This is a genomic window from Saccharomonospora sp. CUA-673 (assembly GCF_001942305.1).
Taxonomy (GTDB): Bacteria; Actinomycetota; Actinomycetes; order Mycobacteriales; family Pseudonocardiaceae; genus Prauserella.
In genome coordinates this window covers 38,691-54,158 of sequence record NZ_MKKE01000028.1, presented here as the reverse complement: position 1 = coordinate 54,158, position 15,468 = coordinate 38,691, and the positions used below count along the sequence as shown (strand labels likewise).

Here is a 15,468-nt window from a genome sequence, read left to right as displayed (position 1 = left end):
CAGTCAGGGCGCAAGGTTTCGTTGTTTGGGTCGCCTGTTTGGTTTTGGGTTGCGCCCTGACTGCAGTGTGATGGTTTCGGTTTAGGTCGACGGGATGACACTTCACAGGGGCGGTTCTGTGGGTGGGGTGGTGGGTGGCGGTTCTGCTTGCTTCGCTTCGGCGGTTGGCGGTTCTTGTGGGGTTGGATGGGTTACTTTGGGTTAGGTTTTGTTGTGGCCCCAATGGGTGATTACAGTCGATCGTTTGTTCGGTATTGTTGGTTGCGTGAGAGATGTTGAGGGGATTGTCGGCGAGGCTCGGTCGGTGCTGGCTGTTCGGGCTCGGGCTGATGCTGCTGAGGTGTCGTTTCTTGCTTCGCTCGATGACGGCGCGTCGTCGTATTCGGTGGAGCGACGGTCGTTGGCTGAAGCGTTGGCGCCTGAGCTTCGACTGTCGCCTCAGGGGGTTTTGGATCGGATTCACACCGCTTTGGCCCTGACTTATCGGATGCCGCGGCTGCTTGCGGCTATGCGCGAGGGGCAGGTGGATCGGTATTGCGCTGAGCGAGTACTGAATGCTGTTGCGCCGGTTTCCGACTCCGATGCCCTTGAGGTTGACCGGCTACTGGAAGAGAAGCTGGGGCGGCTGTCGCTTACGGCGTGGCAGCCTCGGAATATGGCTTGGCATGCTTCGCAGATCGTCAAGCAGGTCGATCCTGGTGCCGAGACCGCTGCTGCTCACATGGCTCATGAGGGGCGCAAGGTCACCCTGGACCACGGGGTCCATGCCCAGTCTCGGATCTCGGCCGATCTGCCCTCCGACGTTGCTTCAGCCGCCTACGCGCGGGTCGACGCCATGGCTCGCAAGCTTCGGCTCTCCGACTCGTCGCGGAATCTCGACCAGTTGCGTGCCGATGTGTTCGCCGACCTGTTGCTGGGCAACGACCCGGGAGTGGTCGTGCCGCAGTCTGCCGCGATGGTGTATCTCCACATGCCGATCGACACGGCCCTGTCGATGTCCGAGACCGGGGCATCGATCGACGGGATCGGTCCGGTCCCTGCCGCGTACGCGCGCGAGATCATGACCAATCCGAAGTCGACCTGGCGCAAAGTCCTCTGCGACCCCGCCACCGGCAACCCTGTCGACCTGGGCCGATCGTCGTATCGTCCGAATTCGACGATCCGCAAGGTCGTCGAGGTGCGAGACCGCATGTGCGTCGTGCCCTGGTGTCGACGACCTGCCCGCCACTGCGACTTCGACCACCAACAGCAGTGGGCCAGAGACGGTGGCTCAACGTCCACCAGCAACGCCGCACCCCGCTGCCGACGACACCACCGCATGAAGAACGCACCAGGCTGGGTCACCCACTACGACCCGGTCCACGGCACGTCCTCGGTCACCACACCACTCGGCGTGACGTACACCGACAAACACGAGACCGTCCTGCCGCCGCGATCATCCGATCCCGACGACAGGACGTCCGACACCCCGCCGTTCTAGTGCTTGCCCGGAACACCGTCGACCCGGCGCAGCAGGCCGTCCGGGTTGCCGTCCGCGATCGCGCTCGGCAGCAACTCCGCCGGCACGTCCTGGTAGGCCACCGGGCGCAGGAAACGCTCCACCGCGCGCGTGCCCACCGACGTGGTGCGGCTGTCCGACGTCGACGGGAACGGGCCGCCGTGCACCATGGCGTGACCCACCTCGACACCCGTGGGCCAGCCGTTGAACAACACGCGGCCCGCGAGCAACTCCAGAGCCGGCAACAGATCGGCCGCCAGGCGCTCGTCGCCCGGTCCGGTGTGGACGGTCGCCGTCAACTGGCCCTCCAATGCGTCGGCCACCGCGTGCAGCTGATCGACATCCTTGCAGCGCACAACGATGCCGGCCGAACCGAACACCTCCTGCTGCAACGCCTCGTCGCCGACGAAACGATCCGCGTCCGTGGCGAACAACACCGGACGGCACGTGATCGGACGCTCCTGCTCCGGACCCTGCGCCACGACCTCGACACCCTCATGGCCCGCCAGCCGCGTCACCCCCGACGCGTACGCATCCGCGATGCCCGGCGTCAACATGGTCGCCGCACCCGAACCCGAAATGGCCTCCGTCGCCGCGTCGACGAAACGCTGCAGATCCGGGCCGTCGACACCGATGATGATCCCCGGGTTCGTGCAGAACTGGCCCGCACCCAACGTCAACGAACCCACGAACGCCGCACCGATGTCGCCGGCCCGCTCGGCCAACGCACCCGGCAACAAGAACACCGGATTCGTACTGCTCATCTCCGCATACACCGGAATCGGCCGCGGCCGCGCCTGCGCGGCCGCCACCAACGCAAGCCCACCCTGCCGCGAACCCGTGAAGCCCACCGCGCGAATCCGCCGATCCGACACCAACGCCGTCCCCAGATCCGGGCCGTACCCGAACAACAACGAGAACGTGCCCGTCGGCAACCCCGACTCCGCAACCGCGTCCGCGATCGCGCGGCCCACCAGCTCCGACGTGCCCGGATGCGCATCGTGGCCCTTCACCACCACCGGACACCCCGCCGCCAGCGCCGACGCCGTATCACCACCGGCCACCGAGAACGCCAACGGGAAATTGCTCGCCCCGAACACCGCCACCGGCCCCAACGGCACCTCACGCTGCCGAATATCCGCCCGCGGCGGCGTACGATCCGGCTGCGCCGGATCGATGCGGGGGATCTCCACATTGCCGTCCCGCACCAACGTCGCGAACATGCGCAACTGGCCCGTCGTCCGGCCCCGCTCACCCGTCAGACGCGCCACCGGCAAACCCGACTCGGCATGCGCGCGCTCCACCAGCTCGTCGCCGACCGCCTCGATGTTCGCGGCGATCCGATCCAGGAAATCCGCCCGCGCACCCGCCGCCAACGCGCGGTAGGCACCGAACGCCTCCCACGCGGCCGCGCACGCACGCTCGACGTCAGCGCCCGTGCCGTGGGCGAACGCCGGGTCCAACTCCTCACCCGTGCTCGGATCGACCGCCCGGACCGCCGCGCCCGTGCCCGCCACCGACTCACCCGCGATGATCATGCGTCCGGTCACCGTCATGCAGACTCCTTCGTCCCCGCTGAGATCCTCGAGATCAGCTCGTCCAGTTGCGTCAGCTCGTCGCCCGTCAGATCGGTCAACGGCGGGCGGACCGGTCCCGCCGGACGGCCGATCGCCCGCATCCCCGCCTTCACGATGCTGACCGCGTACCCCGCCTTGCGATTGCGGATGTCGCAATAGGGTAGGACGAAATCGGCGAGAAGACGATCAACCGTGGCCCGATCATGCGCCCGCACCGCCGAGTAGAACCGCTGCGCGAACTCCGGCACGAAGTTGTACATCGCCGACGAGTACGTCGTCACCCCCATCTCCAGGTACGGCAACGCGAACGTCTCCGCCGTCGGCAGCCCGCCGATGTAGGTCAACCGGTCACCGAGCCGCGTGTGGATCCGCGTCATCCGCTCGATATCGCCGACACCGTCCTTGAACCCGACCAGATTCGGGCACGCCTCCGCCATCCTGGCCACCGACTCGTCGGTGTACACCGCGTTCGCCCGGCTGTAGATGATCACGCCGAGCGACGTGGCCGCGCACACCGCCTTCACGTGCTCCACCAAGCCGTCCTGCGACGCCTCCGTCAGATACGGCGGCAACAACAACAGCCCGTCGGCCCCCGCGCGCTCCGCGGCGCGCGCCAACTCGACCGCCGTGGCCGTGCCGTACCCGGTCGGCGCGATCACCGGAACACCGTCCGGAGACTCCGCCACCGCGGCCGCGACGACCGTCGACACCTCGTCCGGGGTGAGCGAGAAGAACTCGCCCGTGCCGCCCGCGGCGAACAGTCCCGCGGCACCGAACTGGCCGAGCCAGGCGACGTTCTCGCGATACGCCTTCTCGTCGAAACTCAGATCGTCGCGGAAGTGGGTCACCGGGAACGACAGCAGACCGCCGGCGAGCTGGTCGGCCGCTTCCCGAGGCGTGAACTGGGACATCGCGTGCTTCCTCCAGGTGTGATTGCCCGTGCCCCAACGCTAGGCTCGACGTTCAATGCACGTCCAACTCCATTTCGGCATCCTCTGATACAGGAAGCGCATCGATGTTCACGATCCACCAGCTCCGCGGCTTCGTCGCCGTCGCCGAGGAAGGCCACTTCGGTCGCGCGGCGCAGCGGCTGAGCATGACGCAACCGCCCCTGAGCAGGCAGATCCAGCAGCTGGAGAAGGAACTGCGGGTGACGCTCATCGACCGCAGCGGCCGCACCGTGCGCCTCACCCCGGCCGGTCGGGCGTTCCTGCGAGACGCCCGGCGGTTGCTCAACGACGCCGAGAACGCCACCCAATCGGTGCGCCGGGTCACCGACGGCCGCGCCGGCGTGCTGAGTCTCGGGTTCACGGCCACCTCGGGCTACGGCGTGCTCGGCACCGTGCTGCGCGCCGCCGCGCGCGAGCTGCCCCACGTCGAGATCGTCCTCAGCGAGCTCGTCACCCGCGACCAGATCGACCGCATCACCGCCGGCACGCTCGACGCCGGACTCGTCCGGCCGCCCACGCCGCCCGCCGTCGAATCCCGGCTCGTGCGCAGCGAGGCGCTCATGGCCGCGCTGCCCGTCGACCACCCCCTCGCCGTGCAGGACGAGATCGCACTGTCGGCACTGCACGGCGCCGACGTCGTCGGCTACTCGCCCCTCGAGGCGCGCTACTTCTACGACCTCGTCGTGGGCGTCCTCGGCGCCGCCGACGTCCGGCCCACCCACGTGCAACATGCACACCAGGTGCACACGGTGCTCGCGCTCGTCGAGGCCGGCATGGGCATCGCGCTCGTGCCCGAGACGGCCGCGCGGCTGCGGTTCGAGGGGCTGGTGTTCCGCCGCGTGCGCACCCCGGTGGCCGAACCGGTCGAACTTCATGTCGCCTGGCGGGCCGACAACGACAATCCGGCCTTACGCACCTTTCTCGACCTCACCCTCGCCGAGAATGTGCGCTATGGGTGATTTCCATTCACGGCTGAAACATGTCCACGTCGACGGATATTCATCTCCGCAGAATTCCCGGGAACCGTCGATGAGGGGTTCTTCATCCGTTTTCCATTAAGGGCTCATTCGGCGTCGGTAACTTTCTTTTTGTTGACGGCGCGTGGGATCGCGCGCTCGCAGAGGGAAGAGAAGGGGCACCATGAGCGTCTCCACCGATCAGATCGGCCCGCCGGCGGCGACTGCGGTCCGCGTGCACGTTGCAGAGCCGGCGATCGAATCGGCCACCGCACCGGGAACGCAGCCGCGACCGGAACTGTCGGCGGCCCGCCTCCGCAGGGCGAAGAAGGCGTACACGACCCGGTCCGTCGCCGCGCGCATCGACGCGACCCGACGGGCTACACGCTGCTCGACGGCCCCGACGTCACGCCCGACCCCGGTGACGTCGTCCTGGCCAGGGTCGAACGGCTCGGCATGCACACCCGGCTGGAGAGCCCGGTGAGTCGGCGCCAGCTGCTGTACGTGGGCGACGAGATCCTCGTCGCCTACGGCCACCGCTACGCACCCGACCAGTTCGAGGCCGAGGTGCCCGGCGACCTGCGGCCCGTGAACCTCGTCGCCGCCGGCGGCCTGGCGGCGCTGGCGACCTCCAAGCACGCCAAGGTGTCGGAGGCGACCGCGATCCAGCCGCTGGGGCTGCTCGCCGACGACCACGGCGTCGTGACCCTCGGCCGGTTCGCCGAACGCCGCCTCGGCGGGCAGGCGCTCGCCCCGCGGATGGGTCCCGGACCCATGGTCGTCGCCGTGCTCGGCACGTCGATGAACTCGGGCAAGTCGACCACGGTCTCCTCCCTCATCCGCGGCCTCGTGCGCTCGGGGCTCACCGTCTCGGCGGGCAAGGTGACGGGAACGGGAGCCGGCGGCGACCCGCACGGCTTCGCCGACGCGGGTGCCGGCCAGGTGCTGGACTTCACCGACTTCGGCTTCGCCTCCACCTTCCGTCTCGCGCCCGCGCAGGTGCGCGCCCTGCTCGCGTCGGTGGTCACCGAACTGTCCACCCCGGACACCGACGTCGTGGTCGTCGAGATCGCCGACGGGCTCTACCAGGACGAGACGGCACAGCTGCTGACGCACCCGGTGTTCCGCTCCGTCGTCGACCGCGTGGTGTTCGCCGCGGACGGTGCCGCCGGCGCGATCGGCGGCATGGACGTGCTGACGCGCGCGGGTCTGCAGGTCGCCGCCGTCAGTGGCGTGCTGACGTCGGCACCGCTGGCGATGCGCGAGGCACGGTCGATGCTCGACGTGCCGGTGGTGGAGACCTCGGACCTGACCGAACCCGACGTCGTCAGGACCGTGCTGTGAGCACTGCCGACAACGGCGACCCCGACGAACGCGGCGAGCGGGACACCGCTGCCGAGGCTGCCGCGTTGCCACGGCTGCTCACCGGCGGCGGCGTCTCACGTTCGCGCTGCTGGTGTGCGCCGGGCTGGGACAGGCGGCCCTGGCCGGGGTCACCGCGTTCACCATGCCGCGGCTGCTCTCGGCCGTTCCCGGCGACCGGTGGACGTGGCTCGGCGTGCTCGTGCTGGCGGCCGTGTGCATGGGCGGGGTGCGGGTCGTCGAGTGGATCCTCGCGGAGAAGCTGAGTCAGGACTACGTGCACCAGATCCGCCTCGGCCTGCTCGGCGCGGCACTCGGCGAGGGGCGCGGACCGTCGGTCGGCATCACGATCGCCCGCACCACCAACGACCTGACGGCGGTGCGCAACTGGATCGCCTGGGGGATCGCACCGTTGGCGAGCGGGATCCCGCTGATCCTCGGCGTGCTGGTGGTGCTCGCGAGCCTGCACCCGGCACTGACCCTGGCCGTCGTGGGACCCGTCGTGGTGCTGGCCTGTGTGTTCGCCGCGCTCGCGCGCGTCGCGTACATGCGGGCGCGGACGGTGCGCAGGGCGCGTGGCCGGCTCGCCTCGCAGGTCGCCGACACGGTTGCGGCCGGTTCGGCGATCCGCGCCGGTGGAGGAGTGCACCGCGAACTGGGGCGGCTGCGCAAACTCAGCGGCCGGGTGCAGAAGACCGCGATCCAGCGGGCGCGGGTGGCCGGCTACCTGCGCGGCACCGCCGTGTCCACCGCAGCGCTCGCCACCCTCGGCGTCGTCATCGTCGGCGCGGGCGCCGGTCTCACCCACGCCCTCGTGGCCACGACGATCACCATCGTCGGCGTACTGGCCACGCCGATCCACGACCTCGGCCGGATCGTCGAGTACCGGCAGTCCTACCTCGCCGCCCGGCGGATCCTCGCCCCGGAGCTGGCGCGCGCGACACCGTCCCGGGCGTCGTCCCGCGGCGGTGCCGACGGCGGGGAGGTCCGTGGCGCGGCGGAGGTGCACGTCCACGACCTCGCGGTCGGCGGGGTGCGGCTGCCGGGTCTGGTGGCCGCGCCGGGCGCGCGGGTGGTGCTGCGGAGCGAGTCCCCGGAGCGGGTTGCCGCCGTGCTGGATCTGTTGGCGGGCACCGGATCCGAGGCGCGCGGGTGGGTGCGCGTGGCCGGCCGCGATCTCGGCAGTCTTCGGCCCGCCGCACGTCGCCGGCACGTCGGTTACGCGGCACGCGGACTGGCGCTCGAACGCGGCACCGTCGCGCGCGCCGTGCGCTACCGCAACCCGGAATCCGACCTGCCGGTCGACCGGGAACTCGAAGCGGTCGGGCTCGCCGAACGGGTGCGCGCACTGCCGGAGGGGGAGCGGACGACACTGCGCCGCGGCGGCGAACCCCTGGCGCCGCCCGAACGCGCGCGGCTGCAGCTCGCCCGCGCGCTGTACGCCCGACCCCCGCTGGTGGTGCTCGACCACATCGAGGACGAACTCGGCGCAGGCGGTGCGGAACTCGTGCAGCGGCTGCTCGCCGACTACCCCGGCGTGGTCGTCCTGGCCACCGACGCACCCGAACGGCTGCTGCCCGGCGAGATCGGCTGGGACGTGTGGGACCTCGCCACCGACCCGGCCGCCGAGGCGACCCCGGGCCGCGTCATCGCCGCCGGTTTCGCCCGTCCAACCAGTGCGCGCAGCCCCCTCAGCAGGGGCGGGGTTGGCTGAGGTTGTCTGAAGATTTCCTCATGATGCGTTCACGGAACGCCCGTGATTCATTGCTTACGCTCCACGAGCACAGGACGTTACGACAGGAGGCCGTACACGCCATGAACAGCACGACCTTTTCCCGCAGCGCTCGGACCCGCCGGGTCGCGCAGATCGCCGCTGTTGTTGCCGCGGGCGCGCTCACGCTCAGTGCCTGCGGTGGTGGGGGAGACAACGCGGGCGACGCCCCGCAGTCGGTTCCCGAGCCCGTCGAGGTGGGCAGCGCCGAGCGCAGCCCCGAGCAGTCGGCGCCGGCCGAGAACGAGCAGCAGTCCGACGACGGCCAGGGCGACGACCGGCACGACGACCAGGGTCAGGGGCAGGGCGGACAGGAGCAGGGCGGCCTGCCGGGCTACCTGCCGCCGAAGCCCGCCTACGACGATTGCGTGGACGTGCCGCCGCAGCCCAGCGGCGAGTACCAGGTGTACGAGGCCGGCACCGCCCAGGTCGTCCGTGAGGGCAACCGCCTGGTGCTGCGCGGAGTCCAGCCGTCCGAGGGCTGGCGCCAGTCGGTCGACAGCCGCGACCGCGACGAGGTGGAGATCGAGTTCCGCAAGGGCCGCGAGCAGCTCGACCTCGAGGTCGAACTCGACGACGGTCGCGTCGAGGTGCAGATCTGCAACGACGACGACTGATCACCGGACCCGGGTCGATCATCGCGGCGTCCTGAACTGGGATTCGTAACATCGGCGGGCCTGCGAACGACGGGTAGTACGAACCGCGTCTACCGGTAGTGCGGTGGCGCGCGGCGGGAGTTTCCGCCTGCGCGCAAGTGGTTATTCGATTACTCGACGGTGTGGGGTTTGACCGCTGTGCGCAAGCAGGACGACGCGAAAGAGATCGGGACACGAGTGATGGGACGAGTGGCGAGCCGAGCCAAGAACATCGGCCGCCGGGTTCGCAGCCGCCGGGAGGAGCCGACCGACAACCACGCGCCGGCGTTCCGTCTGGAGAACGTCAGTGGTCTGGTCTACCGGCTCGTCAACACCGGCCCGGTTCCCGCCAACGAGGTCGTGATCGAACCCGGCGAGGCCACCGGCCTCCGCCTCGGTCGGCACCTGCCGACCGCCGAGAAGCCCATCGATCTCGGCCCGAACGAGGAACACCGGTTGATCCTGGCGATCGCCCCGTCGAACGGATCGGTGCGTCCGTCGCTGCGGATCCACTGCGCCGAACTCGGCGAGGCGTACTCGGTGCGGGTGCCGCCGCCCGCCTGAGCGTGGAGCACGAAGAAGGGGCCGATGATCGCGAGATCATCGGCCCCTTCTCGTATGTCTGGGTGTCGAAGTGCCCCCGGTGAGACTCGAACTCACACTTGCACGATTTTGAGTCGTGTGCCTCTGCCAATTGGGCTACGGGGGCGTGCGGTGCCGATCACTGTACTCGGCGTGGTGCTGCCGGCGGCATTCGGGTTAGCACGCGCGGTGCCGGGGTAGGTTTCCAGCATGTGATCACCTTGCGTGGCGAAGGCCATCGTCACGGTCAGCGACGTAGCAGGTAGTCTTCACGTGGCGAAACCCGCCATGTCTCTACGTGTTTGATCGTCCCAGGAGGAGCCCTGTGACCGAAGCGGCAACCGAGGCCGGCGAAGAGGCCGCGGCGCCCCAGCGTCGTGTGCTGGTCGCAGAGGACGAGGCGCTGATTCGTCTCGACCTCGTCGAGATGCTGCGCGAGGAAGGCTACGAGGTCGTCGGCGAGGCCGGCGACGGCGAGGAAGCCATCAAACTGGCGACCGAGCTCAAGCCCGACCTGGTGATTCTCGACGTCAAGATGCCGAAGCTGGACGGTATCGAGGCGGCCTCCAAGATCACGGGCGACCGTATCGCCCCGGTGGTGATCCTGACGGCGTTCAGCCAGCGCGACCTCGTGGAGCGTGCGCGCGACGCCGGCACCATGGCCTACCTGGTCAAGCCGTTCGCCAAGCGCGACCTGGTGCCCGCGATCGAACTGGCCGTGAGCCGGTTCGCCGAACTGCAGGCACTCGAGTCCGAGGTGGCCGGCCTGACCGACCGGCTCGAGACGCGCAAGGTGATCGACCGGGCCAAGGGTCTGCTCATGAGCCAGCAGGGTCTCAGCGAACCGGACGCGTTCCGCTGGATCCAGCGCACCGCCATGGACCGCCGGTCCACGATGAAGGCGGTCGCCGAGGCCGTCATCGAGAGCATCGCCGAGTAGAGCGAACGCTCCGCCGAGCCCCACGAACGGCGCCCCGTCACCACGGTGACGGAGCGCCGTTGTCGTCAGGAACGGTCGCGGTCGGCGGCCTTGCGGCTCGCCTTGCGCGCCGCCTTCGCGATCGCCTTGTCCGGATGCCGGTCGCCCAATGCGGTGAGCACGGCGACGACGTCCGGGTGATCCGCCCGCCACATCGACTCCACCACGGACACCGTTTCCGCACTGACCAGCCGGGTCAACAGGCCCTGCAGCTCCTCGGCGTCCTCGGGATGTCCGGTGTCGAGCGGTAGTTGCGCCGCGATCGTGTCCACCACGAGCCAGCCGATCTCGTCGTCGGACAGCCCGGTGTCCTCCCCGTGCATCGCGGCCAGCTCGTTGCGCGCATGCAGCCCGACGTTCGGCGCGTCGACCGCGCGGCGCCACGCCGGTTCGGCCTCCGCGCCGGTGTAGGCGCGCACCAGCCCCAGCGCGCCGGCCCGGCGCATCGCGTCGCCTGCCGCGGCCTCGGCGAGCAGCGCGTCGGCCGCCTCCTCGGTCGTGCGCGCCGCGAACCACGTCGACGCCTCCTGTTCGAGCTCCCCGTCGAGTCCGTGCATCAGCACCTCGACGAGATCGGCGGCGGTGACCTCGTCCGGCTCGGGCAGCAGCGGAATGTCCATATCGGACTCGATCAGTTCGGCGCGCAGCGACGCCGCGCCGAGATCGGAGATGCGCGCCAGCGTTCCGCCGGTCGCCGCCTCCGACTCGGATCCTGCGCCGGACTCCGTGAGCTCGACCGCGCCCAGCCCGGCCAGCCGGCTCAGCAGCACCTCCGCGGGGTCGCCGTGCTCGGCCGTCCACGCCGTCCACGCGGCCTTCGCTCGATCGGCCGTGAGCTCGTCACCCGCGATGTCGGCCATGATGTCGCTGATCGCGCCTACGGGAAGCCCGACCCGCCACGACATGAACAGCGGCGCGAACCACGCCGAGGTGCCGGTGAAGTCGAGTGTCTCCTCGCCGGTGTCCTCGGCGTCCAGCGGCAGGCTCCAGGCGAGGAGCCAGTTCAGTGCATGCCCCCACACGGTCAGGACGGTGTCGTCGTCCCCGTCCGGCCACTCGTCGAACGTGTCGCCACGCGTCCCGGCCGCATCACCGGCGGAATTCCCGGTGCCTTCGGTGGTGTCCGCATCCGCCGTGTCGAGGTCGATCGTGATGAATCCGAGCTCGTCGGCGAGCCGCGACACCGTGGCCACATCGCCGTCGGGAATCCCGGCCGCGGCGGCCGCGTCCGCGGTGGAGGCGCCGTCGAGCCGCTGTTCGGCGAACGTGCGCACCCGCGTGAGCAGTTCGGAGCCGCGCGCCCGTTCGGCCAGTTCCGGCTCGTCCGGCAGGCGGATCGGGCCGAGCCGGTCGGGAAGGTTGAACAGCTCCTTCAGGCTCGTCTCGTTGCCCGGGACGCGCGGGTCGACGAGGGAACCGAACATCGCCGTCTCCGCCGTGTCGAGCTCCTCGAGCAGCTCGCCGTGCAGGTCCTCGTCGATGAACGCGCCGTCGAAGGCGAAGTCGGCCAGGACGTCGACGGCGTCGACGAGGGCGTTCGGATCGGTGTCCGGCCGGGCCTGCGGCAACAGTTCCAGCAGCAGGCGCGTCAGGTCCCCGCTGCCGATCCGGGCCAGGTCGTCGACCCCGCACTCGTCCACGAGCAGCCGGTACGCCTCGTGCACGAGCTCGGTGTCGACGTCGAAGTCCGGCTCGTCGGCCGCACCGGTGGCGAGGTAGGTCGACAGCATGCTCGTCGTGGCGGCCACCTGCTCGTCGCGGTTCATCGGATCTCCTCTGTCACGCCGCTGGTCGGGGGCAGGTTAGCCAGTCACGCCGGCGATGCTCAGGCCGACGGGGGTCGGTCGCGGACCATGCAGGTCAGGCGGGCCGTGCAGGTGCGCCGTCCCGCGTCGTCGGTGATCACGATCTCCGAGGTGACGGCGCTGCGGCCCACATGCAACGGGGTCGCGACGCCGGTGACCGTGCCCGCGGTGGCCGAACGGTGGTGCGTGCAATTGAGCTCGATGCCCACGGCGATCCGGTCCTCGCCCGCGTTGAGCGCGGCGACCGTCGACCCGAGTGCCTCGGCGAGCACCGCGTTGGCGCCGCCGTGCAGCAGGCCGTAGGGCTGCAGGTTGCCCTCCACAGGCATCGTCGCGGTCACACGTTCGGGCGAGAGTTCGCCGAACACCATGCCGACCTTCTCGTTGAGCTGCTGCGCCGCGATCTCGGGCGTGATACCCGCCAGCGCCTCGCGAAACGCCTGCTCGGAACCGGTACTGGAATCGGTGTCGGTCACTCGTCGCTCCCGTCGTCGATACGACCCGCGGCACTGTCGGTGCCCCACCCTAGACTCACGGCTGTGAGCCCCGACGCGAAGACCGGCGAGACCGTCACCACCCCGCCCGAGGCAGCCACCACCACCGGGCGGCTGTTGCTGATCGACGGCCATTCGATGGCCTACCGTGCCTTCTTCGCGGTCCCCGCCGACCGCTTCCGCACGTCCACGGGGCAGGTCACCAACGCCGTCTTCGGGTTCACCTCGATGCTGATCAACCTGCTGCGCGACGAGGAGCCCACGCATCTGGCCGTCGCCTTCGACGTGTCGCGGCAGACCTTCCGCTCCGAGACGTTCGCCGAGTACAAGGCCAACCGCTCGGCCACGCCGGACGACTTCAAGGGCCAGGTCGAGCTGATCAAGCAGGTGCTCGACGCGCTCGCGATCCCGACGTTGGAGAAGAGCGGCTACGAGGCCGACGACCTGATCGCCACGCTCACCACCGAGGCGGGCGGCTCGGGCTACGAGGTGCTGATCTGTACCGGCGACCGCGACGCGCTGCAGCTCGTGACCGACACGGTCACCGTGCTGTACCCGAAGAAGGGTGTGTCCGACCTCGTCCGCTTCGACCCGGACGGCGTCGAGGAGAAGTACGGCCTCTCCCCGGTGCAGTACCCGGACTTCGCCGCCCTGCGCGGCGACCCGTCGGACAACCTGCCCGGGATTCCCGGCGTGGGGGAGAAGACGGCGGCGAAGTGGATCCGCCAGTTCGGTTCCCTCGGCGACCTCGTCGACCGGGTCGACGAGGTCAAGGGCAAGGTCGGTGACGCGCTGCGCAGCAACCTCGACGCGGTGCTGCTCAACCGTCAGCTCACCGAGCTGGTGCGCGATGTGCCGCTCGAGTCCACCCCCGCCGACCTCGAGGTCCGCGCCTGGGACCGCGACGCGGTGCACCGGCTGTTCGACGAACTCGAGTTCCGCGTGCTGCGCGACAGGTTGTTCGCGACCCTCTCGAGCGCGGAACCGGAGGCCGACGAGGGCTTCACGGTCACCGGCGCCGCGCTCGAACCGGGCACCGTCGCGGCGTGGTTGGCGCAGCACGCCCCTGCGGGCACGACCGTCGGACTGTCCGTGCGCACCACCGGCGCGTCCGTGACCGCCGACGCGGCGTCGATCGCGTTGGCCGCCCCGGACGGGGAGGGCGCCTACCTCGACCTGACCACCCTCGACCCCGCCGACGAGACCGCACTGGGTGCCTGGCTCGCCGATCCGGCGGTCGGCAAGGTCGGCCACGCGCTCAAGGCGCCGCTGCACGGGCTGCTCGCGCGCGGCTGGCGGGTGCGCGGCCTGGCCATGGACACCGAGCTGGCCGCCTACCTCGTCCGGCCCGGTCAGCGCACCTTCGAGCTCGCCGACCTCGTCCTGCGGTATCTGCAGCGCGAACTGCGGTCCGAATCCGCGGGCGGACAGGGGCAGCTGTCGCTGCTCGACACCTCCGGCGGCGCCGACCACGACGAGGAGCACGAACTCGTCCACGACGAGCTGGTGCGTGCGCGGGCCACCGCCGAACTGGGCGAGGCTCTGGCGGGCGAACTCGAGACGATCGGCGGCACCTCGCTGCTCGCGGAGATCGAACTGCCGCTGCTGTCGGTGATCACCGAGCTGGAGGCCGCGGGCATCGCCGTCGACCTCGACCGGCTCACCACCCTCGAGGCGCACTACGCTGCGCGGGTCAAGGAAGCCACCGAGAACGCCCACAGCGTCATCGGAAAGCAGATCAACCTCGGTTCGCCCAAGCAGCTGCAGGTGGTGCTGTTCGACGAGCTGGGCATGCCGAAGACCAAGCGCACCAAGACCGGCTACACGACCGACGCGGACGCGCTGCAGACGCTGTACGAGAAGACCGAGCACCCGTTCCTGCAGCACCTGCTCGAGCACCGCGACGCGGCCCGGCTGCGCAGCACCGTGGAGGGCCTCATCAAGGCGGTCTCGGTCGACGGGCGGATCCACACGACGCTGCACCAGACGATCGCCGCGACCGGCCGCCTGTCCTCTGTGGACCCGAATCTGCAGAACATCCCCATCCGCACCGACGAGGGCCGGCAGATCCGCGAGGCCTTCGTCGTCGGGGACGGCTACCACCAGTTGATGACCGCCGACTACAGCCAGATCGAGATGCGGATCATGGCGCACCTGTCCGGTGACGAGGATCTGATCAGCGCGTTCCAGTCCGGTGTGGACTTCCACGCCGCGACCGCGGCCGCCGTGTTCGGCGTCGAGGCGAGCGAGGTCACCGGCGGCCAGCGGGCGAAGATCAAGGCGATGAACTACGGCCTGGCGTACGGCCTGTCGGCGTACGGACTGTCCGGGCAACTGCGGATCTCCACCGAGGAGGCCAAGGGCCTCATGGACGACTACTTCGCCCGCTTCGGCGGCGTGCGCGACTACCTGCGCACCGTCGTCGACGAGGCGGCGAAGGCCGGCTACACCGAGACGATCTTCGGCAGGCGTCGCTACCTGCCCGACCTGACGAGCGAGAACCGGCAGCGGCGCGAGATGGCCGAGCGGATGGCGCTCAACGCGCCCATCCAGGGCAGCGCCGCCGACATCATCAAGGTCGCCATGCTGAACGTGCAGAACGCACTGGCCGCCTCGGAACTGCGCAGCCGGGTGCTGCTGCAGGTGCACGACGAACTCGTCATCGAGGTCGCCGACGGCGAGCACGCCGAGATCGAGACGCTCGTGCGCCGCGAGATGGGCTCGGCCTACGAACTCGCCGTGCCGCTCGAGGTGTCGGTGGGCTTCGGCCGTTCCTGGGACGACGCGGCCCACTGAACCGGTACACGCGGGCCCTCGTTGGTCCGGTTGTGGGCTGCGTGCGGCCCGCCGCGCGGCTAA

At 69.9% G+C, this 15,468-nt stretch carries 13 protein-coding genes and 1 tRNA gene; 9 read left to right on the top strand and 5 right to left on the bottom strand.

From position 1 onward, the window contains the following. The first annotated feature begins 226 nt into the window (after window positions 1-226). A complete protein-coding gene (locus tag BJF85_RS14145) occupies window positions 227-1,480 on the top strand; it encodes a DUF222 domain-containing protein (RefSeq protein WP_075848049.1) in 1,254 nt (417 codons plus the stop codon). On the opposite strand, the gene BJF85_RS14140 is transcribed toward BJF85_RS14145, so the two are convergent. Together BJF85_RS14140 and kdgD are read right to left on the bottom strand one after the other, a co-directional pair. After that, window positions 1,477-3,054 (bottom strand): aldehyde dehydrogenase (NADP(+)), encoded by a 1,578-nt coding sequence (locus BJF85_RS14140; RefSeq protein ID WP_075848047.1) that lies wholly within the window; start codon window positions 3,052-3,054, stop codon window positions 1,477-1,479. The genes BJF85_RS14145 and BJF85_RS14140 overlap by 4 nt on opposite strands. Beyond that, the gene (kdgD, locus tag BJF85_RS14135; RefSeq protein ID WP_075848045.1) at window positions 3,051-3,986 is read right to left on the bottom strand and encodes a 5-dehydro-4-deoxyglucarate dehydratase; all 936 of its coding nucleotides are present in this window, start codon (window positions 3,984-3,986) and stop codon (window positions 3,051-3,053) included. The genes BJF85_RS14140 and kdgD overlap by 4 nt, the downstream gene beginning before the upstream one ends. A gap of 104 nt (window positions 3,987-4,090) precedes the next feature. Here kdgD and BJF85_RS14130 point away from each other — a divergent pair, with 104 nt between their 5' ends. The 6 genes from BJF85_RS14130 (at window position 4,091) to BJF85_RS14110 (ending at window position 9,313) form a co-directional block, all read left to right on the top strand. Further along, on the top strand, window positions 4,091-4,984 hold the full coding sequence (locus BJF85_RS14130) for a LysR substrate-binding domain-containing protein (protein WP_075848043.1): 894 nt from the start codon (window positions 4,091-4,093) through the stop codon (window positions 4,982-4,984). A gap of 181 nt (window positions 4,985-5,165) precedes the next feature. Continuing rightward, window positions 5,166-5,465, top strand: a complete 300-nt coding sequence (locus BJF85_RS28980; RefSeq protein WP_222844557.1) for a hypothetical protein — start codon at window positions 5,166-5,168, stop codon at window positions 5,463-5,465. After that, entirely contained in the window at window positions 5,462-6,325 is an 864-nt protein-coding gene (locus BJF85_RS14125; protein ID WP_222844556.1) for a DUF1611 domain-containing protein, read from the top strand. Before BJF85_RS28980 ends, BJF85_RS14125 begins: the two co-directional genes overlap by 4 nt. Before the next feature lie 112 nt (window positions 6,326-6,437). After that, on the top strand, window positions 6,438-8,057 hold the full coding sequence (locus BJF85_RS14120) for an ABC transporter ATP-binding protein (protein WP_075848041.1): 1,620 nt from the start codon (window positions 6,438-6,440) through the stop codon (window positions 8,055-8,057). Between the two features lie 101 nt (window positions 8,058-8,158). Beyond that, entirely contained in the window at window positions 8,159-8,731 is a 573-nt protein-coding gene (locus BJF85_RS14115) for a hypothetical protein (protein ID WP_075848039.1), read from the top strand. Between the two features lie 168 nt (window positions 8,732-8,899). Next, window positions 8,900-9,313 carry a hypothetical protein gene (locus tag BJF85_RS14110; RefSeq protein WP_139320626.1) on the top strand — a complete coding sequence of 138 codons (414 nt, stop codon included), beginning with the start codon at window positions 8,900-8,902 and terminating at the stop codon, window positions 9,311-9,313. A 71-nt stretch (window positions 9,314-9,384) separates the two neighbouring features. Here BJF85_RS14110 and BJF85_RS14105 read toward each other — a convergent pair. Further along, window positions 9,385-9,458, bottom strand: a tRNA-Leu gene (locus BJF85_RS14105). A 198-nt stretch (window positions 9,459-9,656) separates the two neighbouring features. Here BJF85_RS14105 and BJF85_RS14100 point away from each other — a divergent pair. Then, entirely contained in the window at window positions 9,657-10,271 is a 615-nt protein-coding gene (locus BJF85_RS14100) for an ANTAR domain-containing response regulator (RefSeq protein WP_075848035.1), read from the top strand. A gap of 65 nt (window positions 10,272-10,336) precedes the next feature. Here BJF85_RS14100 and BJF85_RS14095 read toward each other — a convergent pair whose 3' ends face one another. Both BJF85_RS14095 and BJF85_RS14090 read right to left on the bottom strand, forming a co-directional pair. Next, the gene (locus BJF85_RS14095; RefSeq protein WP_075848033.1) at window positions 10,337-12,076 is read right to left on the bottom strand and encodes a hypothetical protein; all 1,740 of its coding nucleotides are present in this window, start codon (window positions 12,074-12,076) and stop codon (window positions 10,337-10,339) included. A gap of 59 nt (window positions 12,077-12,135) precedes the next feature. Continuing rightward, window positions 12,136-12,591 carry a hotdog fold thioesterase gene (locus BJF85_RS14090; RefSeq protein ID WP_075848031.1) on the bottom strand — a complete coding sequence of 152 codons (456 nt, stop codon included), beginning with the start codon at window positions 12,589-12,591 and terminating at the stop codon, window positions 12,136-12,138. Window positions 12,592-12,723: 132 nt separating this feature from the next. On the opposite strand from BJF85_RS14090, the gene polA reads away from it, so the two are divergent. Continuing rightward, window positions 12,724-15,405: a DNA polymerase I gene (gene polA / locus BJF85_RS14085; protein ID WP_255375629.1), complete on the top strand. Its 2,682-nt coding sequence runs from the start codon at window positions 12,724-12,726 to the stop codon at window positions 15,403-15,405. The last annotated feature ends 63 nt before the right edge of the window (window positions 15,406-15,468 follow it).

Bases quoted from the DNA above. Each gene is read 5' to 3' on its own strand.
- BJF85_RS14140 (WP_075848047.1), bottom strand. From the start codon at position 3,054: ATGACGGTGACCGGACGCATGATCATCGCGGGTGAGTCGGTGGCGGGC.
- kdgD (WP_075848045.1), bottom strand. From the start codon at position 3,986: ATGTCCCAGTTCACGCCTCGGGAAGCGGCCGACCAGCTCGCCGGCGGT.
- BJF85_RS14130 (WP_075848043.1), top strand. From the start codon at position 4,091: ATGTTCACGATCCACCAGCTCCGCGGCTTCGTCGCCGTCGCCGAGGAA.
- BJF85_RS28980 (WP_222844557.1), top strand. From the start codon at position 5,166: ATGAGCGTCTCCACCGATCAGATCGGCCCGCCGGCGGCGACTGCGGTC.
- BJF85_RS14115 (WP_075848039.1), top strand. From the start codon at position 8,159: ATGAACAGCACGACCTTTTCCCGCAGCGCTCGGACCCGCCGGGTCGCG.
- BJF85_RS14095 (WP_075848033.1), bottom strand. From the start codon at position 12,076: ATGAACCGCGACGAGCAGGTGGCCGCCACGACGAGCATGCTGTCGACC.